The following is a 23,785-nucleotide window of genomic DNA, read 5'->3' on the forward strand; positions in this document are numbered from 1 at the left end:
GACTCTGGCACCGCTCAGGCTGGATCGGCGAACACTGACACGCCCAACCCCATCCACTCTTTTCTGCCGATAACCCCGCCGCGAGGCGACCCCCTCCCTCCGGCGGCACGACGAAGGCCCCCGAAGCTTTCGCTTCGAGGGCCTTCGCGTGGGATCAGATCACAGATGACCGCAGGTCATCGGCAGATCGGTGATCTCAGTCGACCAGCGCCTGGGCAGCAGCCTCAAGCACGGCGTTCGAGATCGCGCCGGGGCCACCGAACGGAACCAGGATCGGACCGTCGACCTTGTAAGCAAGGAAGTTGGCGGTCACGGCCGGGAGCTCGTTCGGCTTGGTGAGGACGAGGGTACCGTCGACGTTCGCGAGAACGGCACCGGCGACGACCGCGTCAGCGGCGACGACACCGGAGGCGAGGCCCACGTAGTCGAAGGTCGGCTCGAAGTAGGCGGTCGCCAGCTTCGTCGCGGTCTCGTAGCGGTCAGCACCGACGTACTTGACCGACGCACCCGGGACGGCCTGAGCGGCCGGGCCACCGACGGCAACCACGTTCGGCTTGGCAGCCAGGTAGCGGTTGGTCTCGGCCGGGATGGTCGCGCCCTTGCTGAGGACGACAACACCGGTCTCCTTGGCAGCGGCGGGGCCAGCGGCCAGGGCGTCGGCGAAGTCGGTGCCGGTGGCCACGAACGCCGGGTACTTCTTGGCGTCCTTGAGCACGTCGACCAGAGCCTTCTCGAGCTCGTTCTTGGCCCACTTCAGGTCGTCGCCGGAGGGACGGTTCGCAGCAGCAGCGATAACCGCGGCGCGAGCCTCCTCCTCCTTGACGTGCGCAGCGGTGTGCGCGGCGTCAGCCTTGTTGTAGGCCTCCTGCGCCTTGACCAGAGCGGCCTGAGCGTCGGCGACCTTCTTGAGCTGAGCAGCGTTGGCCTCAGCGGCCTCCTGCGCGGCGACCCAAGCGGCAACGGCGTTCGCGTAAGCGGTGTTCGCCGCAGCAGCGTCTGCCTGAGCAGCGGGGAGCTGGATGTCGGACAGGTCAGCCTGGACCTGCTTGACGGTCGCGTCCGCGCCACCGAAGAAGGCGGCCTCGGCCAGCGGAGCCAGCGCGTCACCGGCGACGAGGCCGGAGAGCTGCTCGAGGGTGCCGGTGTGGGCGCCGTCGGACAGCGTGACGGTGAAGGAGGTGCTGCCGAAGAACGGAACGACCTGGGTGTTCCAGATGTTGTCCTGGAAGTTGGTGCCAGCGGCGGCGGCGTACTCGACCAGGCGGTCGTTCACGAAGCCCTCGACGACCTGGATGTCCAGGACGGCGTTGCGGGCGGCGGCGACGTCAGCCGCGAGAGCGTCGAGCTCGGCCTGGGTGGGAGCACCCGGGACGGTGACGATGCCGGCGACAGCGTTCTCCAGAGCCTTCTGCGCGGCGGCGAGGTTGGCCTCGGCAGCCCAGAGGTCGGAGAGAGCCTTGTTGGTGACCGCACGAGCGTCAGCCCACTTGGTGAGAGCGTCCTGGTAGGTCGCCTCAGCAGCGACGACGGCGCGGACCTGCGCGCGGGCGTCAGCGAGGCGCGTGGTGCCCTCGTAGTGGTCGACAGCCTCAGCCGCGAGCAGCAGAGCGGTCTCGTAACGGTCAACGCCACCGATGCGGTCGACGTTGAAGCCCTTCTTCTCGAGAGCGGTGACGATGCTGTTGTTGAGCACGCCCTCGCCACCGATGAGGACGACGTTCGAGACGCCGGCAGCCTTGAGGCGGTCCAGCTCCTTGGCGGTCTTGTCCTCGAGCTTGTCGGCGTAGCTGTACAGCACGGTGCTGTCGAGCGCGTCCGCGAGCGGGGTCGCGGCGAGCGTGTCCGACCAGCCGAGGTAGTTCGCGAGGATGACGGTGTCGCGGTCCGCGACGAGGGCCTTGGAGGCCTCGACAGCGGTACCGAAGCGGTCCTCACCCGAGATGCGGTTCACCAGCGAGCCGGTGACGATGTTGAGGTGGTTGTCGTCGACGTTGGTGTCGTTGCCGGCGGCGAACGCCGGACCAGCCGCGAAGACAGCCGAAGCGGCGACGGCACTGACCGCGAGGGGCGCGAGTGCCTTACGAACCTTGAGGCTCATCGTGTTCCTTTCCCATTTTGCAAAGACAGATTGGGGCGCGATGCACCAACCTCTTGGGATGCTAACACCCAGGAACCGAGGTAACGAACCGGTGCCCCGGGGGAAGCAACCGCTTTAGATTGCCAGGTGGACAGTCCGATCCGCAACTCTCTTCGTCGATCGGCGCGGATCGGACGGCGCCGCTGCACGACCTCTCAGGCCGCCGCAGCGGCACGCGTTCAGCCCGGAGAAAACCACTTCTCCCGCATGATTACGGGGGTATGGCGGCCCGCGGATCCGCGGGATTCCGCGGAACCGCACCGGGGAATGCACGTATGGGCATCTCGCCTGGTCGCGGCGGGCATCGGTGCGGACCAGGCCGCGTGCAGGTTCCGAAACGAGTCGGCGTATTACCCTGCATTCCGCTGAGCGGAACCCCAGCGCGGTTCACGACGCGAGGACCGCCAGGATGAACTCTCGGTGAACCTCGTGAGATCGATGGCGGCCCGCAAGAAAACGCAAAACCACCCGTGTATTCCGACTCACCCCGAAGGGTGCCTCGCAGCGGAATACACGGGTGGTTCCACTCTGGGAAAGGAGTGATGGGCTGTCGGCGCACCGCTCTCTGTGGCCATCTTACGGCACAGAGGGGCGCACGCGACGCACGCGACGCGCCCAAGCCTGCGCAGATCGGGACGGCGACCAGATCAGCCTTCCCGGGGGACGACGAAGGGGCCGGACCAGAAGGTCCGACCCCTTGCGTGTCTCGAGAGACGTGTCAGTTCAGAACCGACTCACTCGACGATCTTGGTTACCGTGCCGGCGCCGACGGTGCGGCCACCCTCACGGATCGCGAAGCCGAGGCCCTCCTCCATGGCGATCGGCTGGATCAGCTCGACCGACATGTCGGTGGTGTCGCCGGGCATGACCATCTCGGTGCCCTCGGGCAGCGAGATGACGCCGGTGACGTCGGTGGTGCGGAAGTAGAACTGCGGGCGGTAGTTCGTGTAGAAGGGGTTGTGGCGGCCACCCTCGTCCTTGGACAGGATGTACGCGGTGCCCTCGAACTTCGTGTGCGGGGTGATCGAACCCGGCTTCACGACGACCTGGCCGCGCTCGACGTCCTCACGCTTGGTGCCGCGGAGCAGCAGACCACAGTTCTCGCCGGCCCAGGCCTCGTCGAGCTGCTTGTGGAACATCTCGATACCGGTGACGGTCGTCTTCTGCGTCGGGCGCAGACCCACGATCTCGACCTCGGAGTTGATGGCCAGGGTGCCACGCTCGGCGCGGCCGGTGACGACGGTGCCACGACCGGTGATCGTGAAGACATCCTCGATCGGCATCAGGAACGGCTTGTCGCGGTCACGCTCCGGGTCCGGAACGCTGTTGTCGACGGCCTCCATGAGCTCGACGATCGAGTTGACCCACTTCTCGTCACCCTCGAGCGCCTTGAGAGCCGAGACGCGGACGACCGGAGCCTCCTCGTCGAAGCCCTGGCTCGCGAGCAGCTCGCGGACCTCGAGCTCGACGAGCTCCAGGATCTCCTCGTCGTCGACCGCGTCGCTCTTGTTCAGCGCGACGAGCAGGTACGGAACACCGACCTGCTTGGCGAGCAGAACGTGCTCGCGGGTCTGAGCCATCGGGCCGTCGGTGGCGGCGACCACGAGGATCGCGCCGTCCATCTGAGCGGCACCGGTGATCATGTTCTTGACGTAGTCGGCGTGGCCGGGGGCGTCAACGTGCGCGTAGTGGCGCTTCGGGGTCTCGTACTCGATGTGCGAGATGTTGATCGTGATACCGCGCTGACGCTCCTCGGGGGCCGAGTCGATCGTCGCGAAGTCGCGCTGAACGTTGGTCGCCGACGGGAACTTGTCCGCGAGCACCTTGGAGATGGCGGCGGAAAGCGTGGTCTTGCCGTGGTCGACGTGACCGATCGTTCCGATGTTGACGTGCGGCTTGGTCCGCTCGAACTTGGCCTTGGCCACTGGGTCCTCCTCAGGACGGTCATGTAGATGCGCCGGGCACTGGATTGCGACCGGGTCTCTACGGGGATAGTTCTCAGTGTAATAGAGAGAGATGTGTGAAGTTGTGGGGTTCCCGGAGGCCATGCCCGGTTGGAATCCAACCGGCTCAGTGACCCGCCGGACCGGATGCCCCTGAGCCCGTCATGGCGCTCAGGAGCATCCGCAGGGCTTACTCGCCCTTGGCCTTCTGGACGATCTCGTCGGCGACGGCCCGCGGGACCTCCGCGTAGGAGTCGAACTCCATCGAGTAGACCGCGCGGCCCGAGGTCTTCGAGCGCAGGTCACCGATGTAGCCGAACATCTCCGAAAGCGGCACGAGAGCACGCACGACCTTGACGCCCTGGGCGTCCTCCATCGCCTGGATCTGACCGCGACGGGAGTTCAGGTCGCCGATCACGTCGCCCATGTACTCCTCGGGGGTACGCACCTCGACGGCCATCAGCGGCTCGAGCAGCACCGGGTTGGCGCGGCGCGCAGCCTCCTTGAAGCCCATCGATCCCGCGATCTTGAACGCCATCTCCGAGGAGTCGACGTCGTGCGACGCGCCATCGACGAGGGTGGCCTTGACGCCCACCATCGGATAGCCGGCGAGCACGCCCACGTTCATCGCGTCCTGGAAGCCGGCGTCCACCGAGGGGATGTACTCCCGCGGGATACGGCCACCGGTGACGGCGTTCACGAACTCGTAGGTCTTGTCTGCCGTGACCTCGAGAGGCTCGATGTTGAACTGGATCTTCGCGAACTGACCCGAACCACCGGTCTGCTTCTTGTGCGTGTAGTCGTGCTTCTCCACGGGCTTCTTGAGCGTCTCGCGGTAGGCCACCTGGGGCTTGCCGACGTTCGCCTCGACCTTGAACTCGCGCTTCATGCGGTCCACGAGGATGTCGAGGTGCAGCTCCCCCATGCCCTTGATGGTCGTCTGACCGGTCTCGGGGTTGAGCTCGGTGCGGAAGGTCGGGTCCTCCTCGGCGAGCTTCTGGATCGCGGTGCCCAGCTTCTCCTGGTCGGCCTTGGTCTTCGGCTCGATGGCGACCTCGATGACCGGCTCGGGGAAGGTCATCGACTCCAGCACGACCGGCTGGCCGGGGTCGGCGAGGGTGTCACCGGTGGTGGTGTCCTTCAGGCCGATGACGGCGTAGATGTTGCCGGCGGTGAGCTTGTCGACCGGGTTCTCCTTGTTGGCGTGCATCTGGAAGATCTTCCCGATGCGCTCCTTCTTGCCCTTGGTCGAGTTGATGACCTGAGCGCCGGACTCCAGCTCGCCGGAGTAGACGCGGACATAGGTCAGACGACCGAAGAACGGGTGAACCGCGACCTTGAACGCCAGCGCCGCGAAGGGGTCCTTCGCATCGGGGTGACGCTCGATGATCTTCTCTTCGTCCTTCGGGTCGTGCGCCTCGATGGCGGGCACGTCGAGGGGCGAGGGGAGGTAGTCGATCACGGCGTCGAGCATCGGCTGCACGCCGCGGTTCTTGAACGCAGAACCACACAGGACCGGGTAGATCGCGTCGGCGACGACCAGCTTGCGGATCGCGCCCTTGATCTCGGCGACGGTGAGCTCCTCGCCGCCGAAGAACTTCTCGAGAAGCTCCTCGTCGGTCTCGGCGACCGTCTCCAGCAGCTGCTGGCGGTACTCCTCGGCGCGCTCCTTGAGGTCGGCCGGGATCTCCTGCACCTCGTAGGACGCGCCCATGGTCACGTCACCCTTGGCGTCACCGGGCCAGACCAGAGCACGCATCTCGATGAGGTCGATGACACCGATGAAGTCGTTCTCCGCACCGATCGGCAGCTGCAGCACGAGCGGCTTGGCACCGAGGCGGTTGATGATCGTGTCGACGGTGTAGTAGAAGTCCGCGCCCAGCTTGTCCATCTTGTTGACGAAGCAGATGCGGGGAACGCCGTACTTGTCGGCCTGACGCCACACGGTCTCGGACTGGGGCTCGACGCCCTCCTTGCCGTCGAAGACGGCGACGGCGCCGTCGAGGACGCGCAGCGAGCGCTCCACCTCGACGGTGAAGTCGACGTGACCGGGGGTGTCGATGATGTTGATCTGGTTGTTGTTCCAGAAGCAGGTGACCGCGGCGGAGGTGATGGTGATGCCGCGCTCCTTCTCCTGCTCCATCCAGTCGGTCGTCGAGGCGCCATCGTGCGTCTCGCCGAGCTTGTGGTTGACGCCCGTGTAGAACAGGATGCGCTCGGTGGTGGTGGTCTTGCCGGCATCGATGTGCGCCATGATGCCGATGTTGCGGACCTTGCTCAGGTCGGTGAGCACGTCTTGTGCCACAGGAGTGTCCTTTTCTTTGCTGTGGTTGTGCGAAGAGTGGATGCCCGCCCCGGCCGATCGGACCGATCGACCCGGCCGACCGGGGCGGGCGCCGCTGCGGGTGTTACCAGCGGTAGTGAGCGAACGCGCGGTTCGACTCGGCCATCTTGTGGGTGTCCTCGCGACGCTTCACGGCGGCGCCGAGACCGTTCGAGGCGTCCAGGATCTCGTTCTGGAGGCGCTCGGTCATGGTCTTCTCACGGCGGCCCTTGGCGTAGCTGACCAGCCAGCGCAGCGCGAGGGTGTTCGCCCGGTGCGGCTTCACCTCGACCGGAACCTGGTAGGTCGAGCCACCGACGCGGCGGCTGCGGACCTCGAGGGTCGGGCGGACGTTGTCGAGCGCCTTCTTGAGGGTGGCGACGGCGTCCTGGCCGCTCTTGGCCTCGACGCCGCGGAGGGCGCCGTAGACGATCGACTCGGCGAGCGACTTCTTGCCGTCGACGAGGATCTTGTTCACGAGCGAGGTGACGATCGGCGCGCCGTAGACGGGGTCGTTGACCACCGGGCGCTTGGGGGCGGGGCCCTTACGAGGCATCTAACTCAACCCTTCTTCGCGCCGTAGCGGGAACGAGCCTGCTTACGGTTCTTGACGGCCTGGGTGTCAAGCGCACCACGGACGATCTTGTAGCGGACACCCGGGAGGTCCTTCACACGACCGCCGCGAACCAGCACGAGCGAGTGCTCCTGCAGGTTGTGGCCCTCGCCCGGGATGTAGGCGGTGACCTCGGTGCCGTTGCGGAGCTTCACACGGGCGACCTTGCGCATCGCCGAGTTCGGCTTCTTGGGGGTGGTGGTGTACACACGGGTGCACACGCCGGCCTGCTGCGGGTTCGACTTCAGTGCGGGCGCCTTGGTCTTCGAGACCTTGGGCGAACGACCCTTGCGAACCAACTGCTGAATAGTTGGCACGTTCTCTCCTCATAGTGCTGCACGGTGACAGCGTGATGGGTTTCACATCATGACCCACCCGCTCGCCGGAACCGACGAGCGTGTCTATGGTGGGTATGCCGTGGGGGCCGGCCGGCGGCGCCGGGGCCCAGCCGCAGGAGCCGCAACGGCTCCCACGCATGCGGGCACGCCGAGACGCGCACACACCCGACCCAGTGTACTCTCCGCCTGCGGTACCGGTCAAACGCTTCCCCTCTTCCCCGGCTCCCCCTCTCTGCGTCGAATCCATGCCCCCTCTGCACGCATTCGATGTGGATTCGGCGCAGAGAAGGGGGACTCGGCGCGAGAGACGCTGACGCGCCGGGCTTGCACCCCTACCCTGGAGACGTGGAGCGCTCGCTCGAGACCCAGGTCAGCCAGGCCGTCGACGCCTGGCTGCGCTGGCTGCCCCGATGGACGCCTGCCACACACCGCGGGCGGGTCGCCCCCTGCCGGCGATGCCTCGGCTCGCCGGTGCTCTCCGCGGCCGGCATCGGCTCGGATGTTCCGCACGGTGTGCAGCACGGCCTGTCGACCCGCGTGAAGACGATCGTCGATCATGCCGTCGCCGAGTACACCGCGCTGAACCTGCCGCTGCTGCAGCACGAGCTCGACCACCAGGCGGAACGCAACCGCTCGCGCAGCTATCGGCCAGCGGAGGGGCTCGAGCCGGAGTTCGAAGGGATGCCGCTCGACCCCGAGCCCGTTCCTGGTGCGCCGTTCCTGTTCACCATCGCCGAGCTCGCCGACGAGGAGGCCAGGAGCCTCCCGCCGCTCCCCCCGCTCGACGAAACGGCCAAACAGGCCCTGCGGCGCGAGCTCGCCCTCGCGGACGAGCACGCGAACACCGTCGGCACGGACGTCTGCCGGCTACTCCTCGGCCACCGGCTGCGCGTGCAGGCCGCGATCTCACAGTACGTCGAACCCCAGATCGAACGCATGCTGGCGGAGATGATGGCCGCATTCGACGCGCCCTTCGATCTCGACCAGCCCTGACGCGCGTTCCCGAATCGATCGCGAGGAGGTTCCTGACGTCCGTCCCCCACCGGCGAGCCGCGGGGCGTCCGAGACATCAGGAACCCGCGCGCGCCCGTCTCGGCGTGGGGAGCCCCTCGGCCGCGAATGCCCGGCGGAGCGCTGCGGTCGTGCCGAAGCCGCAGTGCTGCGCGATCTCGGCGACCGACAGCGGCGCGTAGGTGTCGTCGCTGAGCATCTCCCCGGCCAGCTCCACGCGCAGCGCGCGCAGCTCAGCCGTGGGCGTCGAACCGACGGCGGCGAACAGCCGCTGCACCTGCCGGGGTGACATGTGCAGTTCCTGGGCGATATCCGGCACACCGAAGCCGGGGTCGGCTCGACGCACCAGCATCAGGGTGCGAGCGCGATCGAGGGGACGCGCTTCGCGGACACCGGAGACATGGCGGGCGGCTGCCTCGACGAGCACGCCGAAGACCATCTCCGCGAGGATCCGCTCCAGCATGTAGTCCGTGTGCGGGGTGGCCTCCGCCGCTTGGGAGAGCAGCGCGGCGACGAAGGCCTGCAGCCCGACCAGGAGCGGCGTCGGGGCGAGTTCCGTCGCCGGCACGCTGATGCCCCGTTCGATCTCGCTGAGCGCGCTCCACGGCACCCAGAGGCAATAGACGACGCCCTGCACGGTCGCCGTGAGGATGTGCGCGTGATGCGGGTGCAGGAATCCGGCGCTCCCGCTGCCGAGCTCGCCGGCCTTCCCATCGGTATCGCTGAAGCGCAGCAGGCCCTGCGGAAAGAGAATGCAGGCGGTCTCGTCGTCGTCCGCCGGTTGCGCCCGCCAGTTCCAGACGTCATCCGTATCGACGGCATGTTTGGTCAGCCCGACGTTGCGGTACTGACGTCCGGCGAGGGGATACTCCCCCGCACGATTGAACAAACCCACGAAATCAATGAGCCCTTTTGCCGCGATCACAGTCACCCCTCCCCGACCGTCGCACCCGAGCGCCATTGGTGCGCAGCACTCGCGCTTCGTCCCCCGACGGCCGTGTTGCATTGCCCCTCGGGAGCCGTACTGCGCCAGCCTGGCACAAAAAGACCCTCCGGTGCGGGCGATCGCGGGGACGCCACAAAACATCGGCCGCTCCGAGGGTAGCCGACGAATCCGCTCTGCCCGCAGGCTCCGGAGGCCCGGGCTCTGGGCGACCGTGATCCCTCCGAGCCGACGGTAGCCACCACCAGCGGGCATCTGCCGTGTGCGCGCACGCCGCCGGTTCGGAGCGGCCAGTTCCTGTCCAACCAGCGGAATCCGCGTGAGCGACCAGCGGATCGCATGTCGGAAGACCCCGAACAAGAACGTTTGGCGACGGTTTTCTGCCGGATCGCGACACGTGATCGCGCGATCCGCGACCGGAGCGAAAAGGTTGCAATGGCACCACGGAGTGCGCCACGTCTTTCGCCCGTCCACTCCAACGCGACCCCATCCACGAGGAGCAAATCAACAATGACCGAAATCAAGAACATCAACGGCGGCCTTGAGCGTCGCACCGTCCTGAAGGGCGCGGCCTGGTCACTCCCGGTCGTCGCCGCGGGTGTCGCCGCACCGTTGGCCGCCGCCACCTCGCCGGCTGCACCGCTTCTGCGCATCGACTCCGGCTGCCTCCTGAGCGTCGCGGGCGCGCAGATCGGCCGTGGCTTCACGGTGCAGAACCACGGAGGCGCCGCGTACGAGGGCAACGTCACCGTGACCGAGACGATCTCGCTCTCCGGCCTGGCTGCTGTCCCGGGGGTCAACACCGCCATCTGGGCGCTCCTCGCCGTTCAGGGTATTCTCGGCGGATCGGGCACGGGCGTGACCCCTGGCAACTGGAGCGGAAACGCGTTCTCGTCCACGCGTTCGCGCACCGTCACCATCTCCGGCCCCCTCGCGGCCGGTCAGTCCCGCAGCTGGGGCATCGCGCTCGATGTCATCAACGCGGTGCTCAACATCCCGGGCCTGAGCAGCCTGGCGGGCATCTCGCACTCGGCTGCCATCACGTCGCCGACGGGCAACCCGCCCGTGACCAAGAGCGCGGACACCATCAACTGGCAGCTGATCAGCGTCGGCTGCTGATCTCACCGTTCTCGCTGTAACGCCAGTGGGGTGCACCCGGGCTCGGGTGCACCCCACTGGCGTTGACACCCCCCGGTCGATCGCACGGCACTGCCGAGCGTGCCGAGCAGCCGACACCCGCCGAGCACCGGTCGCGCACACGGCAACCGGGCCCGCGAGCACGGGCCGACCGAGGCGCACACCGTCTGCGGACGCGGCGGCATCAGTCGTCGCCGGCACGCTCCCACGGCCACTGCGGAGTGCCCTGACGGCGCCCGCGCAACGCCAGGCCGCCCACAGCGGCGAGCAGGCCCGCCCCGAAGAGCACCAGGCTCGGGCCACCGAGCACGAGACCGGCCGCGGCAGCGGTCGCCTTCGCGACTCCGGCACCCTCAGCGACCGCGCAGACCCAGACCGTGATCAGATGCGCGAGCGTGGCGCTCAGCGCCACCAGCGGCGTCCCGCCGAACCGTGGCGGCGTGCGGCGGGCGCCCGGAATGAGCGTCAGGGCGAAGACCCCGGTGGCCACGGTCATGCCCGCGGCGCCCGGAATCGCGCCGAGCCCTGGCACGGCGATGATCTCGGTATCCGTCAGCAGGCTCAGCACACCGAGGCCCGCGATGCACAGGCCCGCGAACACCGTCGTCGCCAGCACGACCGCCAGCGCCGGGGGCGCCCCCGGCAACCGCGAGTCGCGCCCGACGCTCACGGCACGACCTAGGCGGGGAGGCGCGGCCCGGCCTCGAGGGTGCGCTCGTACTCGCGCTGCGCCTGGGCGTTGAGCTCCGTCTTGCGCGCGCCGCTGCGCGCAGCCCACGCTCCGAACCAGATGGTGATCTCCCGGCCGATGACGAGCGCCGCGAGGGACAGCGGCGTGAAGAGCTGGCTCATCACGAGCTCGGCGCCCTGGGTGGCCGTGACCGTCCAGAACGGCGCGGCGAGCAGAGCACCCAGGATGACGCCGCCGTACGCGAAGACCGCCGCCAGCAGGCCGAAGAACACCCAGCGGCCCCAGCGGCCCCGGTTGATGATGGCGCCCAGGACCCAGAAGCCGATGTAGAACGTCGCCACCGGGGTCCAGAACTGCCACGACGTCGCGATCTCGAGGGCGACAGCGGGGAATTCGTCCAGCGGCAGCGTGCCGTCCAGCGCGCGTGCGCCGAGGTGCGCCCCGAAGAACAGCACGGCGAAGACGAGCGCGGCCAGAAGACCGATGCCGGCGACCGTGCCGCGGTTTCCCCGCTCTCGCGGGGGCTCGGGAGCCTGCACGAAGATCGGCTGCGGAGCCGCAACCGGAGCAGCCGGCGGTGGGGACATCGGCACGGGCTCCGCCTCGACGACGACCGTGTCTGCGGCGATGACCGGCTCGGCCGCAGCGGGTGCGGCGACCACCGGCTCTGCCACGACCCCCGCTGCCACGACGGGCACCTCGTCTGCGCTCTCGGGCAGGCGGAACTCCGTCGCGCTGGTCGGCTCCGCCGGGGGCTCCGGCAGGGAGAACTCCGACGCACGGGCGTCATCGGCTTCCCGCGCAGCGCGCAGGTCTCCGCGGGTGGGCTCACCGTACGCCGCGGCCGCAGCAGCGAGGGCGTCGTCCACCTCGGATGCCGCGGCGTCCGTCAGGAAGTCCGGGGTCGGCACGGGGGCGGCCGGGTCGGACTCCGCCGCACCGAACGTGCCGGGATGCCGCGCCTCGGCCTCCGCGAACGCAGCGAGGTCGGGGTCGACGGGAGTCCCGGATGCGGCGCCGGCGGGCGCGCTGTCCACAGCTTCCGTCGCGTCGTCGTTCTGCGCGGGCGGGGGAACCTGGGGGTCACTCATGGGAGCTCCTCATGTCTCTGTGTGCACTCAGAGGGTAGCCCGCGACGCCGGATGCGTCCGCGCGCCATGCCGCGGATCCGCGAGCCGGAATACACGGGGTCACGATGTCCAGGAGCGCAGCGTGTCGCCGACGAACTGGATCAGGACGGGCATCATCGGGGCGGCGAGCACCACGAGCCCGACGATGATGCCGAGAGCGAGGATCCCGATCACCCACGCGGCCGCCATGTTCCGTCCACCGATGCGCGCCATGTCCGCCACGCTACGCGGCACCGGATCCACCAGCTCCCACGGCACGCCGAGGTGCGCTCGGCGGGGCGCCCCGGATGTGGCGCCCCGCCGGCGGCGAACGCTACCGGTAGTTGACGAACTGGAGATCGATGTCCAGGTCGGCGCTCTTGAGCAGGCGGATGACCTCCTGGAGGTCGTCCCGGCTCTTGGACTGCACGCGCAGTTCGTCGCCCTGGATCTGCGACTTCACCGACTTCGGCCCGTCATCGCGAATGATCTTGCTGATCTTCTTGGCGTTCTCCGACGAGATGCCGTCCTTCAGCGTCGAGACGAGTCGGAACTCCTTGCCGCTGGCCTGCGGCTCGCCGGACTCGAGGCTCTTGAGCGAGATGCCGCGCTTGATCAGCTTCGACTGGAACACGTCGAGCACGGCCGTGGCGCGCTCCTCCGAGTTCGCCTTGATGAGGATCGACTCGCCGCTCCACTCGATCGAGGCGCCGGTGCCCTTGAAGTCGTAACGCTGCTCGACCTCCTTGCGGGCCTGGTTGAGGGCGTTGTCGGCCTCCTGGTGATCGACCGTGGAGACGATGTCAAAACTCGAGTCAGCCATGCCGCCAGTGTAGCCGGGACCATCCCGGACGGCCCGGTGGTGCCGTCGGTGCCCTGTCGCGCCTGCGGGGCGGTTCTCAGCGCTGGTTCGCCGCCCAGCCGGTCAGCCATGCATCCAGGCGCCGGTAGGCGTCGTCGCGCGCTTCATGCCGCGAGAGGAATACGTCGTGGAGCGCCCCGTCGATGCGCACGACCGTCACGACCGGCCCGAGCCCGAGGGAGGCTCGCGCGATGTCGTCGACGACCAGCACGCTGTCGGCGGATGTCAGCTCCTCCGACCATGCGGTCGGCATCGCCGTGCGGGCGGAGAGCAGCACGCACACCGGAACCCGGATGTCGAGCCCGGCGGCGACGGCCGCATGACCGGCGAGGATCGCGTGGAGCCAGGCGGCGTGCACGGCCATCGTCTGGTCGGGACGCCAGGCCGGATCGATCTCGACCGGGTCCGCTGGGTCGGCGACCTCGCGTTGCGCGCGGGTGTAGAAGCCGAGGTCGATCTGCGGCGCGCGATCACGCGGCCGGTAGCGGGCGGTCATGCCCACCAGCGGGGCGAGTGCTTCGCGACCGAAACGCGGCACCTGGAACTCCAGCCAGGGGGAGTTGAGGACGACGGCGTCTGCAGCGCCCGGGTGGCGGTGCGCCCAGAGGCTCAGCGTGAGCCCCCCGGTGGAATGGCCGAGCAGGATGAGCTTGCGCCGCGGCGACGCCGCGGGAGCGGGGATGGACGCGCCGGCATCGGGAACAGGAGCATCGGCCGGCCGGGGTTCAGCGGACGCGTCGGCGACGACGGCGTCGCCCGCCGGGTGTTCCCGGGCGCCGACGCTTCGCGCGGCCTCGCCCGCCTCCTCGGCACGCACCGCCGGCTCGGGCTGGCCCATCGCGGCGAGCGCCGCCGCGATATCGGCGTCGTACTCCCCCAGATCGACGATGTATCCGGGGGTCTGCCCCGGGCGGAGGCTCCGGCCGTACTTGCGCAGGTCGAGGGCGTAGAAGCGGGCTCCCCGCGCCGTGAACGTGTGCGCGAGGCGCTTCTGGAAGAAGTAGTCCGACCAGCCGTGGACATACAGCACGTCGACGCCGTCGAGGTCGCCCGGCACCGCACGCAGGCGCCGCCACCACGGCAGCGCGGCGGGCAGCGCGCGCACCAGCGTTGCGACGACCTCGCCCTCGTCGTCCTCCCCGAGCGGGAGAGTGAGCTGCTCGAAGCCGGCACCGAGGATGTCCGGAACCCACTGCATACGCTTCAGGCTAACCGCGGCGTACGCGGGAGGGGCAGCGCGCCGCGCGTTCAACGGCGGTCGTCGCCGCGTCCGTCCCGGGGCTTCGTCCACTGGGTGATGGCCTCCGTGGCCCTGTCCAGCAGCGCGGCGGAGCCCTCGGCGACCGACTGCGCCATGTCGCGCCAGGCAGCACCGGGGTCCGGCTTCGTCTCCCGGCCGAGGGCGACGCGTTCGGCGACATCGAAGTCGTGCTCGAGCTGCGCGACCGCGTCGCGATACGCGGCGAACTCCTCCGGTGTGAGGCGTGCACCGGGCTGGCCGGATGGGCGCCGGTGCTGCGCCCGTTCCACCGCGCCGAAGAACGCGGCGGTCGCGGGCTCGCGGGTGTCGCTGAACTTGGGGAAGGCGAGAGCCTTCGCCGGGTCCGTCTCGTACTCCATCCAGCGGGCGAGCACGGCATCATGCCGGCGGGTGAGCTTCTCGACCGGGCTGCCGCCGGTGCCGATCTGGGCACGCTCGGTCTGCACCCGGACCCGGCAGAGCTTCACGCGCGCATCGGCAGCCTTCACGTCGCGCTGCGCCTGCTGGAGGGCGCGGCGGGCCCGTGCCACATCGTCGGCGCCCGCGCGCGCGGCGGCGCGTTCCGCAGTGACCTGGGTCAGCTCGGCGCGAGCCATCGCGGAGACACGACGACGGGTCGCGGCGTCCGCCTGCGCGGCCTTGAGATCGGCTTTGGCGGCATCCACCCCGAGCCGCTTGCCGCTCACGACGCGCCTCCGGCGCACGCCGAGCACACCGGCAGCTCCCGCGCCGACCGTGACCGGCGCGACCCACCAGAAATCAGCGGCCGTTGCGAGCAGCGGCACCCAGACGGGATCCACACGATCAAGTCAACCACGCGTTTCCCTCCCCGCGGCGAGTCCACCCCCATTGGGCCGAGCCCACCCCGCATGCGCGCCGAAAGGGAGCGGACGCGGCACGGGGCGGGTGGACGCGGCATCGGTCAGACCAGCGACTCTCGCCAGGCGGCGTGCAGCTGAGCGAAGCGGCCGTCGCCGCCGATCAGGGCGGCGGGGGCATCGTCCTCGACGATGCGACCGTGTTCCATCACGAGCACGCGGTCGGCGATCGCGACGGTCGACAGCCGGTGCGCGATGATGATCGCGGTCCGGTCGGCCAGCAGCGTCTGCAGCGCCTCCTGGATGAGCCGCTCGGAGGGGATGTCGAGCGACGCCGTCGCCTCATCCAGGATCAGCACCGCGGGGTCGGCGAGGAACGCCCGTGCGAACGAGATCAGCTGCCGCTGCCCCGCCGACACCCGGCCGCCGCGCTTGTTGACGTCGGTGTGGTAGCCGTTCGGCAGGGAACGGATGAACTCATCCGCCCCGACCGCGACGGCCGCCGCCTGGATCTCCTCGAGCGTGGCGTCCGGCCGCCCCAGCGCGATGTTGTCTGCGACGGTCCCGCTGAACAGGTATGCCTCCTGCGTGACCATCACGATCGCCCGGCGCAGGTCCTTGGGATGCAGCTGACGCAGGTCGACGCCGTCGAGCGTCACCGCACCCTGGGACGGATCGTAGAAGCGCGAGATGAGCTTCGCGAGGGTCGACTTGCCCGCCCCCGTGGTGCCCACCAGCGCGATCGTCTGCCCGGCGGGGATGTCGAGGGAGAAGTTCGGCAGGATGACGCGATCGTCCGCGTAGCCGAAGGTCACCCCCGCGAAAGCCACGTGTCCCCGCGACTCCCACAGGTCGACCGGCTGCTCCGGGTCGGGAACGGTCGGCTCCTCCTCGAGCACGCCGGACACCTTCTCGAGCGCCGCCGTGGCCGACTGATAGGAGTTCAGGAACATCGCGATCTCCTGCAGCGGCGAGAAGAAGTTCCGCACGTACAGCACCGCGGCCAGCAGCACGCCGATCGTGAGCGCGCCGTCGGCGACCCGCAGCCCGCCCCACAGCACCACGACCCCCGTGGTGAGCGCGGCGACCGCCATGAGGCCGGGCTCGAACGTGCCGAACAGCATCATCGACCGTCGGTTGACGTCGCGGAACTCCCCCACGACCTCCTCGAACGCCTCGTTGTTGCGGGTCTCACGGCGGAACGCCTTGACCGCACGGATACCGGTCATCGTCTCCACGAACTGCACGATCACCCGCGCACTGACCACCCGTGACTCGCGGTACACCAGCTGCGAGCGCCGGTAGAACCACCGCATCAGGAAGAACAGCGGAATCCCCGCGCCCAGCAGCACGGCGCCGGACTGCCAGTCCCGCGACATCAAGGCGATGAACGTGAACAGGCCGAACAGCACGCCGGAGACGAGCTCCATGAGGCCCCCGTCGAGCAGCTCGCGGATCGACTCGAGGTCGCTCGTCTGGCGCGAGATGATGCGGCCAGACGTGTAGTTCTCGTGGAACTCCAGGCTCAGCTTCTGGGTGTGCAGGAACATCCGCTTGCGCAGCTCCAGCAGCACCGCCTGCGTGATGCGCGCGACGAGCACCACGTACCACCCCATGAGCGCGGCGCCGGTGAGGCCGGCGAGCACGATGAGCCCGCCCACGACGAACGTCGGCATCCAGTCGGCGCTCTCGATCAACCGCGGCAGGGCGCTGTCGATGCCGAAAGCGATCAGAGCCGGGCCGAGCACCTGCAGCGCGGTCGCGACCACGAGGACGACCGATGCGAAGACGAGGCGCCCGCGCAGCGGGCGGACGAGCGAGCCGAGCAGCCGCAGCGAACGACGGCGGATCGTACGGCTCTCCTCGCGTGTGTAGTCGGTACGGTCCTCGCCCTGCGTGCCGGTCAGTGCGGCGGTCATCGCCCCGCCCCCTTCTGCGTGTCGGTGTCGTGGAGTGTGACGGTCGCCGCGGCGGCCGAGACCGCGCCGGCGTGCTCCGGCGAGCCGGCCGTCTTCCGCCGAGCAGCCTCGTCGTCCTCGAGGCTCGAGATCACGTAGCGGTAGTGCTCGCTCGTGCGCAGCAGCTCCGCGTGGGTGCCCACCGCCGTGATCCTGCCGTCCTCGAGCACAGCGACGCGATCGGCGAGGGCCACCGTGGACGGGCGGTGTGCCACGATGAGCGCCGTGGTCTCTGCCAGCACCTCGCGCAACGCCTCCTCGACGAGCGCCTCGGTGTCCACGTCGAGCGCCGACAGCGGGTCGTCGAGCACGAGCACCCGCGGTGCCGCCGCGACGGCGCGTGCCAGCGCGAGCCGCTGCCGCTGCCCGCCGGAGAGGCTCAGGCCCTCCTCGCCGATCATCGTCTCGACGCCGTCAGGGAGGTCGTCGACGAAGCCGGCCTGCGCGACCGCGAGGGCCTCGCGCATGACGCGCTCGCCCTCCGCGCCGTGCGGATCGAGATCGGCGCGACCGAGCAGCACGTTCTCCCGCACGGTCGCAGAGAACAGCGTGGCGTCCTCGAAGGCCATCGCGATGTGCCGGCGCAACTCGGACAGCTCCAGGTCGCGCACGTCGACGCCGTCGAGCGTCACGCGCCCGCCGGTCACGTCGTAGAGGCGGGTGGGGAGCGTGGTCAGCGTGGTCTTGCCGCAGCCGGTCAGGCCGACCAGCGCCATCGTCTCCCCCGGGCGCAGCACCAGATCGATCCCGTCGAGCAGATCGCGCTCCTCCGCAGCCGCGTCCTGGTAGCGGAAGCGCGCGGCCTCGAAGACCAGCTCACCGCGCGGCGTCGCGATGCTCGTCGGGTGTGCAGGATCGGTGATCGTGTTGGTCTCGTCGAAGACCTCGAACACGCGGTCGGTCGCGGTCCGCGCATCGAGCAGGAAGGAGAACAGGAACCCGATCGACTCGATCGGCCAGTGCAGCACCGTCGCCATCGCGAAGAAGGCGAACAGCTCCGGCACGGTGATCGCGCCCTGCGAGATGAGCCAGATGCCGGCCACCAGGCTCAGGCCGAACGCCACCTGCGGCAGGAGGTCGAGCCAGAACCAGATGGTGCCGACCGCTCTGGCCTTGCTGAGCTCGGTCTCGCGCAGCGTCTCGGCCTTGCGGCTGAAGTCGCGCAGCGCGTGCTTGCCGCGCCCGAACGCCTTCAGAACGCGGATGCCGTGCACGCTTTCCTCGACGGCGGTGGCCAGGTCGCCCGCCTGGTCCTGGCTCCGCCGCGTCAGCATCCCGTAGCGCTTCTCGAACTGATAGCCGGTGATCCACAGCGGCAATGCCGAGGCGAGGAAGATCGCTCCGAGCAGCCAGTGCCAGCGGAACAGCAGCACCGCGCCGATCACGAGGGTCAGCATGTTCACGAGCAGCATGATGAGACCGAAGGCCAGCCAGCGCCGGATGAGGTTGATGTCCTGCATCATGCGGCTGAGCAGCTGACCGGACTGCCAGCGGTCGTGGAAGGAGACCGGGAGGTCTTGCAGACGCGCATAGATGGTGGTGCGCATCCGGTACTCGATCTGGGTGGCGGGCTTCATGATGAGCGCTCGGCGCAACCAGACCATGACCGCCTCGAGCGCGGCCAGGCCGAACACCGCCAGCGCTCCCCACACGATCGCGGGAACCTCACGGCTGGCCACGGGCCCCTGCAGGACCGACTCCAGGACGAGCGGGATGCTCAGAGCGACCACGGCGGCTCCCAGCGCGCTCAGCGCGCCGAGCGCCATCCGGCCGGCGACCGGGCGCACGAACGGGGCAAGGCGGCGGAGGGAGGCGATGGTGCCCAGCTGCTTCTGTGCTGGCGGATTCTGCGGCTGCTGCGGCGCGGACGACTTCGGTGACGACGACATGACTCTCGGCTACGTATCGGTGCGGGGGCTGGGCTGCCCCTCATCACCGGACCGTGTCCGTGCGGAGGGCAGCCCACCAGAATACATCCCGCAGGGCCGGTGCGGCGTCGTCCCCACGATGCCGCACCGACCGCCTCACGCGCGCGCTTCGCGGTCCAGCAGGGAGCGCTTGACGTCGAGCCCCCAGGCGAACCCGCCGAGGGACCCATCGGTGCGCAGCACACGGTGACACGGCACGAACAGCGCCGGCGCGTTGCGCGCGCAGATCGACGCGGCGGCCCGCACCGCCGCCGGGTTTCCCAGTTCCTGCGCGAATGCCGTGTAGGTCAGCGGCCGTCCCGGCGGGATGGCGCGCAGCGCCGCCCAACCGGCGAGCTGCAGCGGGGTGCCGACCTGCATGACCTCGACGGCGTCGATCGCTCCCTGATCGCCGGCGTAGTAGGCCAGCACCGCGGCGGCGGCATCCGTCGCCCCCTCCTGGATGCCGCCCACGACCGAACGATGCCGGGCAGGCAGCCGCGCGATCAGGGCGTCGACGCTGTCGGTCCACCCGCTCGAGATCACCCGGCCCTCGTCGTCGGCGAGGATGGCGAACGCGCCGTCCGGGGTGTCGAGGATCTGCCACGTGATCATGTCGTTCTCCTGTCGTTCGTCGGTGTCCGTCGTCCCCCGACGTCTCTCGTTGCTCCGCGCCGTGATCCCCCGGCGTCGCCGGGGGCCCGGCGACGCGATACCGCGACGTCCGGCCCGCCACGCGGTTCCTGCCGACGGCCGGGGGCCACCGCGCGCCAGAGATGGGCGGACAGATAGCTGCGCCAGGGCGCCGCTCGCTCCGCCCACGCGGTGAGGGGGCGCCCGTCGCCCGGCAGCCCGAGCGCGGCGGCCCCGGCGCGCAATGCCACATCGCCCGGCAGCAGCACGTCGGGGTCGCCGATCACGCGCATGCGCACATAGTCTGCCGTCCACGGCCCGATGCCGGGCATCGCCAGCAGCCGTTCGCGCTGCGCGGCTCCGTCGTCGCCGGCCGACAGCACGAGCGAGCCGTCGGCGAGCGCGGCCGCTGCCCCGGTGATCGCGCGAATGCGCGCCGCAGGTCCGCGCAGCACCTCGGCGCCGTGCTCGGCTATCGCCGCCATGGACGGGAAGAGCACGCCATCCTCGACGCGCTCCCCCAGCGCGTCGGCCAGGCGGGTCAGAGCGGTGCGAGCCGCCGGCACCGAGATCTGCTGACCCACCATCGCCCGGATCAGCATCTCGTGGGGGTCTGCCGCCCCTGGCACGCGGATGCCGGGCACCCGCGCGACCGCGGACGCCAGCTCTGGATGCCCGCGGAGGGCGTCGTCGACGGCGGCAGGGTCTGCGTCGAGATCGAACAGCCGCCTGGTCTTGGCGACGAGCACGGGCAGGTCCGCGGGGTTCGACAGCCGTGCGCTCAACCGCATCCGGTCTGCACCATCCCCCTGGCACTGCAGACGGAACCATGCCGGCCCGCCCGGCAGGCGTAACTGCCGGGCGAAGAAGGGCTCATCCCCCTCCGAGCCGGTGGACGCGCTCTCGACACCGTCCACGGCGCGCGCCGCCATCCACGCGAAGAGCCCGGCGGCGTCGAACGGCGCCCGGTACGGCAGAGCGAGGTCGATGCGGCCCGGCACGGCATCGGTGGGACCGCGCCCGCGCGAGCGCAGCTCGCCCGGGGTCACCGCGAAGACCGCGCGCACGGTGTCGTTGAACTGTCGGATGCTGGCGAACCCGGCGGAGAACGCCACATCGGCGATCGGCATGGCGGTGCCGGTCAGCAGCATGCGGGCGGTGTGGGCGCGCTGCGCGCGGGCCAGGGCGAGAGGGCCGGCGCCGAGCTCGGCGGTCAGCAGCCGCACCAGGTGGCGGGGAGAGTACCCCAGCCGTGCGGCGAGGCCGGGAACACCCTCGCGCTCGATCACCCCTTCGGCGATGAGGCGCATCGCGCGCGCGGCGACGTCGCCGCGCAGATCCCACTCCGGCGAACCGGGAGCGGCCTCCGGAAGACAGCGTTTGCATGCCCGGTAGCCGGCCTCGTGGGCCGCAGCGGAGGTCGGGTAGAACGTCACGTTCGCCGGCTTCGGCGTGCGCGCCGGGCACGACGGACGGCAGTAGATGCCGGTCGATCGCACGGCTGTCACGAACTGGCCGTCGAAGCGCCCGTCCCGCGCGCTGATCGCGCGGTACCGCTCGTCGAAGGTCATCGCCGGAAGTGCCATTCCTCAAGCATCGCACCGGCTCCGGAACACCTCTAGCGGTTTTCGGCCACGACCGTGCCACCGCCCGAACTCAGGCAGAACCCGCACCAACGGCCCGGAAACGGGGCCAGCGGCTCAGCCGCGCCAATTGAGCCTGAGTTCGGGATAGCGCAATCAGTGGAAGAAGTGACGCTCTCCGGTGAAGAACATCGTCACGCCCGCCTTACGGGCGGCATCGATGACCTCGTCATCGCGCACCGAACCTCCCGGCTGCACGATCGCCGACACCCCGGCGTCGATGAGCACCTGCGCACCATCGGCGAACGGGAAGAACGCGTCGGATGCCGCCACGGATCCGGCCGCCCGGTCTCCGGCACGCTCGACGGCGAGCCGGCAGGAGTCCACCCGGTTTACCTGGCCCATGCCGATGCCGACCGTCGCGGTGCTCTTGGCGAGCACGATCGCGTTCGACTTCACCGCTCGCGAGGCCTTCCAGGCGAAGATCAGGTCTTCCATCTCGCCGGCGGCCGGACGCTCGCCGGTCACCAGCTCCCAGCTGTCTGCGACCGAGAGGATGTCAGCGGGGAACCGGTCGGCGTCCTGCAGGAGCAGACCGCCCGAGACCAGGCGCACGTCCATGAGCTCCTGCTGCCAGTCCTCCGGCAGCTGCAGCACGCGGAGGTTCTTCTTCGCCTTGAAGACCTCCAGCGCCTCCGGCTCGAACGACGGCGCGACGATGACCTCGGTGAAGATGTCCTTGAGGTTCTCCGCCATCTTCAGCGTCACGGTGCCGTTGGCCGCGATCACGCCGCCGTACGCAGACACCGGATCGCACTCGTGCGCGCGCAGATGGGCGCTGGCGATCGGATCCAGGGCATTGGGTGCCGTGGTGGCGATGCCACAGGGGTTCGCGTGCTTGACGATCGCCACGGCGGGGCGCACCATGTCGTACGCAGCGCGCAGAGCGGCGTCGGCGTCGACGTAGTTGTTGTACGACATCTCCTTGCCCTGCAGCTGCGTGGCCTGGGCGATGCCGTGGCCGCCCTGGGTCGTGTAGATGGCGCCGCGCTGGTGGGAGTTCTCACCGTAGCGGAGGGTCGCGAGGCGCTCGGCCTTGATGGTCAGGTGGGCCGGGAGCTCCTGCCCCCGCTCGATCGTCTCGGTGGAGAACCACGCCGCCACGGCGGAATCGTACTTCGCGGTGTGCGCGAACGCGCGGGCCGCCAGCTCGCGGCGCTGGGCGAGGGTCGTGCCGCCGGAGGCGACAGCGTCGATCACGGCCGGATACGACTCCGGCGAGACGACGATCGCGACATTGGCGTGATTCTTCGCCGCGGCGCGCACCATCGCGGGCCCGCCGATGTCGATCTGTTCGACCACGTCCTCGCCCTGCGCGCCCGAGGTCACGGTCTCGACGAAGGGATACAGGTTCACCACGACGAGCTCGAAGGGCGCGACGCCGAGATCTCCGAGCTGCCGCTCGTGGTCTTCGAGACGGAGATCGGCGAGCAGGCCGGCGTGCACCGACGGATGCAGGGTCTTCACGCGCCCGTCGAGCGACTCGGGGAACCCGGTGACGCTCGAGACGTCCGTGACGGCGAACCCCGCGTCACGGATCATCTGCGCGGTCGAGCCGGTCGACACGATCTCCACGCCCGCGTCGGCGAGCGCCGCGGCCAGCGGAACGAGGTCGGTCTTGTCACTGACCGAGACCAGCGCGCGCCGGATGGGCACGACATCGCGGTCGCGGTAGGACTTCGGGTCGTGGCGGGGGCCGGCCATCGGATGCTCCTTGTGGGTCGGTGCGGGGTCGGTTGTCGGTCAGGCGGTCTCGCCGAGGCGGATCTCGCCCGCGGCGATGCCGCGCACGACATCGATCAGCAGGCGGCGTTCGACGGGTTTGATGCGTTCGTGCAGGGTGTGCTCGGTGTCGCCCGGCTCGATCGCGATGCGCTCCTGCGCAAGGATCGGCCCCGTGTCGACGCCCTCATCGACCACGATCACGCTCGCCCCGGTCTGCACCGCCTGCGCCGCGAGAGCGTCGCGTACACCGTGCGCGCCGGGGAACTCGGGAAGATAGGCCGGATGCGTGTTGATGATGCGCGGCGCGTACCGGGCGACGAGGTCGGCCGGAAGCAGGCGCATGAGGCCGGACAGCACGATGAGGTCGGGCTTCCAGGCGTCCAGCTGCACGCCGAGCTCTGCACCCCAGATGTCGCGGTTCGCCGCCCCCTGCCAGGGCACGACGAAACTCGGGATGCCGAACTCCGTCGCGTGCGCGAGGCCCTCCGCCTCGCGGTCCGCACCGACGACCACCACGCGCGCGGGGTAGTCGGGGTGACGCGCAGCCTCGAGGAGGGCGCGGAGATTCGAGCCGGTTCCCGAGATGAGGACGGCGACCGTGAGCATCCGCCCAGTCTAGTGAGGCGCGCAGGACTCGCCGGGCCCCCCCCCCCCCCCGGGGGGGGGGGGGGGGGGGGGGGGGGGGGGGGGGGGGGGGGGGGGGGGGGGGGGGGGGGGGGGGGGGGGGGGGGGG

General features: G+C 69.7%; 20 protein-coding genes. 2 read left to right on the forward strand and 18 right to left on the reverse strand.

The window, feature by feature from the left end:
* Window positions 1-196 precede the first annotated feature (196 nt).
* From AC3RXY_RS15475 to rpsL, 5 genes are all read right to left on the reverse strand, one after another.
* Entirely contained in the window at window positions 197-2,098 is a 1,902-nt protein-coding gene (locus tag AC3RXY_RS15475) for a cell wall-binding repeat-containing protein (protein ID WP_491511816.1), read from the reverse strand.
* A 773-nt stretch (window positions 2,099-2,871) separates the two neighbouring features.
* Window positions 2,872-4,062: an elongation factor Tu gene (gene tuf / locus AC3RXY_RS15480; protein WP_491511817.1), complete on the reverse strand. Its 1,191-nt coding sequence runs from the start codon at window positions 4,060-4,062 to the stop codon at window positions 2,872-2,874.
* A 208-nt stretch (window positions 4,063-4,270) separates the two neighbouring features.
* Window positions 4,271-6,385: an elongation factor G gene (gene fusA, locus AC3RXY_RS15485; RefSeq protein ID WP_491511818.1), complete on the reverse strand. Its 2,115-nt coding sequence runs from the start codon at window positions 6,383-6,385 to the stop codon at window positions 4,271-4,273.
* 103 nt (window positions 6,386-6,488) lie between these two features.
* The gene (gene rpsG / locus AC3RXY_RS15490) at window positions 6,489-6,959 is read right to left on the reverse strand and encodes a 30S ribosomal protein S7 (protein ID WP_179410053.1); all 471 of its coding nucleotides are present in this window, start codon (window positions 6,957-6,959) and stop codon (window positions 6,489-6,491) included.
* 5 nt (window positions 6,960-6,964) lie between these two features.
* The gene (rpsL, locus tag AC3RXY_RS15495; RefSeq protein ID WP_013584051.1) at window positions 6,965-7,333 is read right to left on the reverse strand and encodes a 30S ribosomal protein S12; all 369 of its coding nucleotides are present in this window, start codon (window positions 7,331-7,333) and stop codon (window positions 6,965-6,967) included.
* 366 nt (window positions 7,334-7,699) lie between these two features.
* Between rpsL and AC3RXY_RS15500 the strand changes: the two genes are divergently transcribed.
* Window positions 7,700-8,347: a spermidine/putrescine ABC transporter substrate-binding protein gene (locus AC3RXY_RS15500; RefSeq protein WP_491511819.1), complete on the forward strand. Its 648-nt coding sequence runs from the start codon at window positions 7,700-7,702 to the stop codon at window positions 8,345-8,347.
* Window positions 8,348-8,423: 76 nt separating this feature from the next.
* Here AC3RXY_RS15500 and AC3RXY_RS15505 read toward each other — a convergent pair whose 3' ends face one another.
* The gene (locus tag AC3RXY_RS15505) at window positions 8,424-9,290 is read right to left on the reverse strand and encodes a helix-turn-helix domain-containing protein (protein WP_491511820.1); all 867 of its coding nucleotides are present in this window, start codon (window positions 9,288-9,290) and stop codon (window positions 8,424-8,426) included.
* A 528-nt stretch (window positions 9,291-9,818) separates the two neighbouring features.
* Between AC3RXY_RS15505 and AC3RXY_RS15510 the strand changes: the two genes are divergently transcribed.
* Entirely contained in the window at window positions 9,819-10,427 is a 609-nt protein-coding gene (locus AC3RXY_RS15510; RefSeq protein ID WP_491511821.1) for a hypothetical protein, read from the forward strand.
* Window positions 10,428-10,629: 202 nt separating this feature from the next.
* Here AC3RXY_RS15510 and AC3RXY_RS15515 read toward each other — a convergent pair whose 3' ends face one another.
* From AC3RXY_RS15515 to purN, 12 genes are all read right to left on the reverse strand, one after another.
* A complete protein-coding gene (locus AC3RXY_RS15515; protein ID WP_491511822.1) occupies window positions 10,630-11,115 on the reverse strand; it encodes a DUF6121 family protein in 486 nt (161 codons plus the stop codon).
* Between the two features lie 8 nt (window positions 11,116-11,123).
* Window positions 11,124-12,227 carry an ABC transporter gene (locus tag AC3RXY_RS15520; protein WP_491511823.1) on the reverse strand — a complete coding sequence of 368 codons (1,104 nt, stop codon included), beginning with the start codon at window positions 12,225-12,227 and terminating at the stop codon, window positions 11,124-11,126.
* Window positions 12,228-12,326: 99 nt separating this feature from the next.
* A complete protein-coding gene (locus tag AC3RXY_RS15525; protein WP_491511824.1) occupies window positions 12,327-12,479 on the reverse strand; it encodes a hypothetical protein in 153 nt (50 codons plus the stop codon).
* A gap of 100 nt (window positions 12,480-12,579) precedes the next feature.
* Window positions 12,580-13,068 (reverse strand): YajQ family cyclic di-GMP-binding protein, encoded by a 489-nt coding sequence (locus AC3RXY_RS15530; RefSeq protein WP_491511825.1) that lies wholly within the window; start codon window positions 13,066-13,068, stop codon window positions 12,580-12,582.
* Between the two features lie 76 nt (window positions 13,069-13,144).
* Complete coding sequence (locus AC3RXY_RS15535) at window positions 13,145-14,305, reverse strand: alpha/beta hydrolase (protein ID WP_491511826.1); 1,161 nt, start codon at window positions 14,303-14,305, stop codon at window positions 13,145-13,147.
* Between the two features lie 50 nt (window positions 14,306-14,355).
* Window positions 14,356-15,168, reverse strand: coding sequence for a hypothetical protein (locus AC3RXY_RS15540; RefSeq protein WP_491511827.1), 813 nt, complete (start codon window positions 15,166-15,168; stop codon window positions 14,356-14,358).
* A gap of 122 nt (window positions 15,169-15,290) precedes the next feature.
* On the reverse strand, window positions 15,291-17,105 hold the full coding sequence (locus AC3RXY_RS15545; RefSeq protein ID WP_491511828.1) for an ABC transporter ATP-binding protein: 1,815 nt from the start codon (window positions 17,103-17,105) through the stop codon (window positions 15,291-15,293).
* Window positions 17,102-19,033 carry an ABC transporter ATP-binding protein gene (locus AC3RXY_RS15550; RefSeq protein ID WP_491511829.1) on the reverse strand — a complete coding sequence of 644 codons (1,932 nt, stop codon included), beginning with the start codon at window positions 19,031-19,033 and terminating at the stop codon, window positions 17,102-17,104. Before AC3RXY_RS15550 ends, AC3RXY_RS15545 begins: the two co-directional genes overlap by 4 nt.
* Window positions 19,034-19,168: 135 nt before the next feature.
* The gene (locus AC3RXY_RS15555; protein WP_491511830.1) at window positions 19,169-19,666 is read right to left on the reverse strand and encodes a methylated-DNA--[protein]-cysteine S-methyltransferase; all 498 of its coding nucleotides are present in this window, start codon (window positions 19,664-19,666) and stop codon (window positions 19,169-19,171) included.
* On the reverse strand, window positions 19,663-21,270 hold the full coding sequence (locus AC3RXY_RS15560) for a DNA-3-methyladenine glycosylase 2 family protein (protein ID WP_491511831.1): 1,608 nt from the start codon (window positions 21,268-21,270) through the stop codon (window positions 19,663-19,665). Before AC3RXY_RS15560 ends, AC3RXY_RS15555 begins: the two co-directional genes overlap by 4 nt.
* A 153-nt stretch (window positions 21,271-21,423) precedes the next feature.
* Entirely contained in the window at window positions 21,424-23,031 is a 1,608-nt protein-coding gene (purH, locus tag AC3RXY_RS15565; RefSeq protein WP_491511832.1) for a bifunctional phosphoribosylaminoimidazolecarboxamide formyltransferase/IMP cyclohydrolase, read from the reverse strand.
* A 39-nt stretch (window positions 23,032-23,070) separates the two neighbouring features.
* A complete protein-coding gene (purN, locus tag AC3RXY_RS15570; RefSeq protein WP_491511833.1) occupies window positions 23,071-23,658 on the reverse strand; it encodes a phosphoribosylglycinamide formyltransferase in 588 nt (195 codons plus the stop codon).
* Window positions 23,659-23,785 lie beyond the last annotated feature (127 nt).

This window comes from Microbacterium longlingense, from assembly GCF_058349825.2.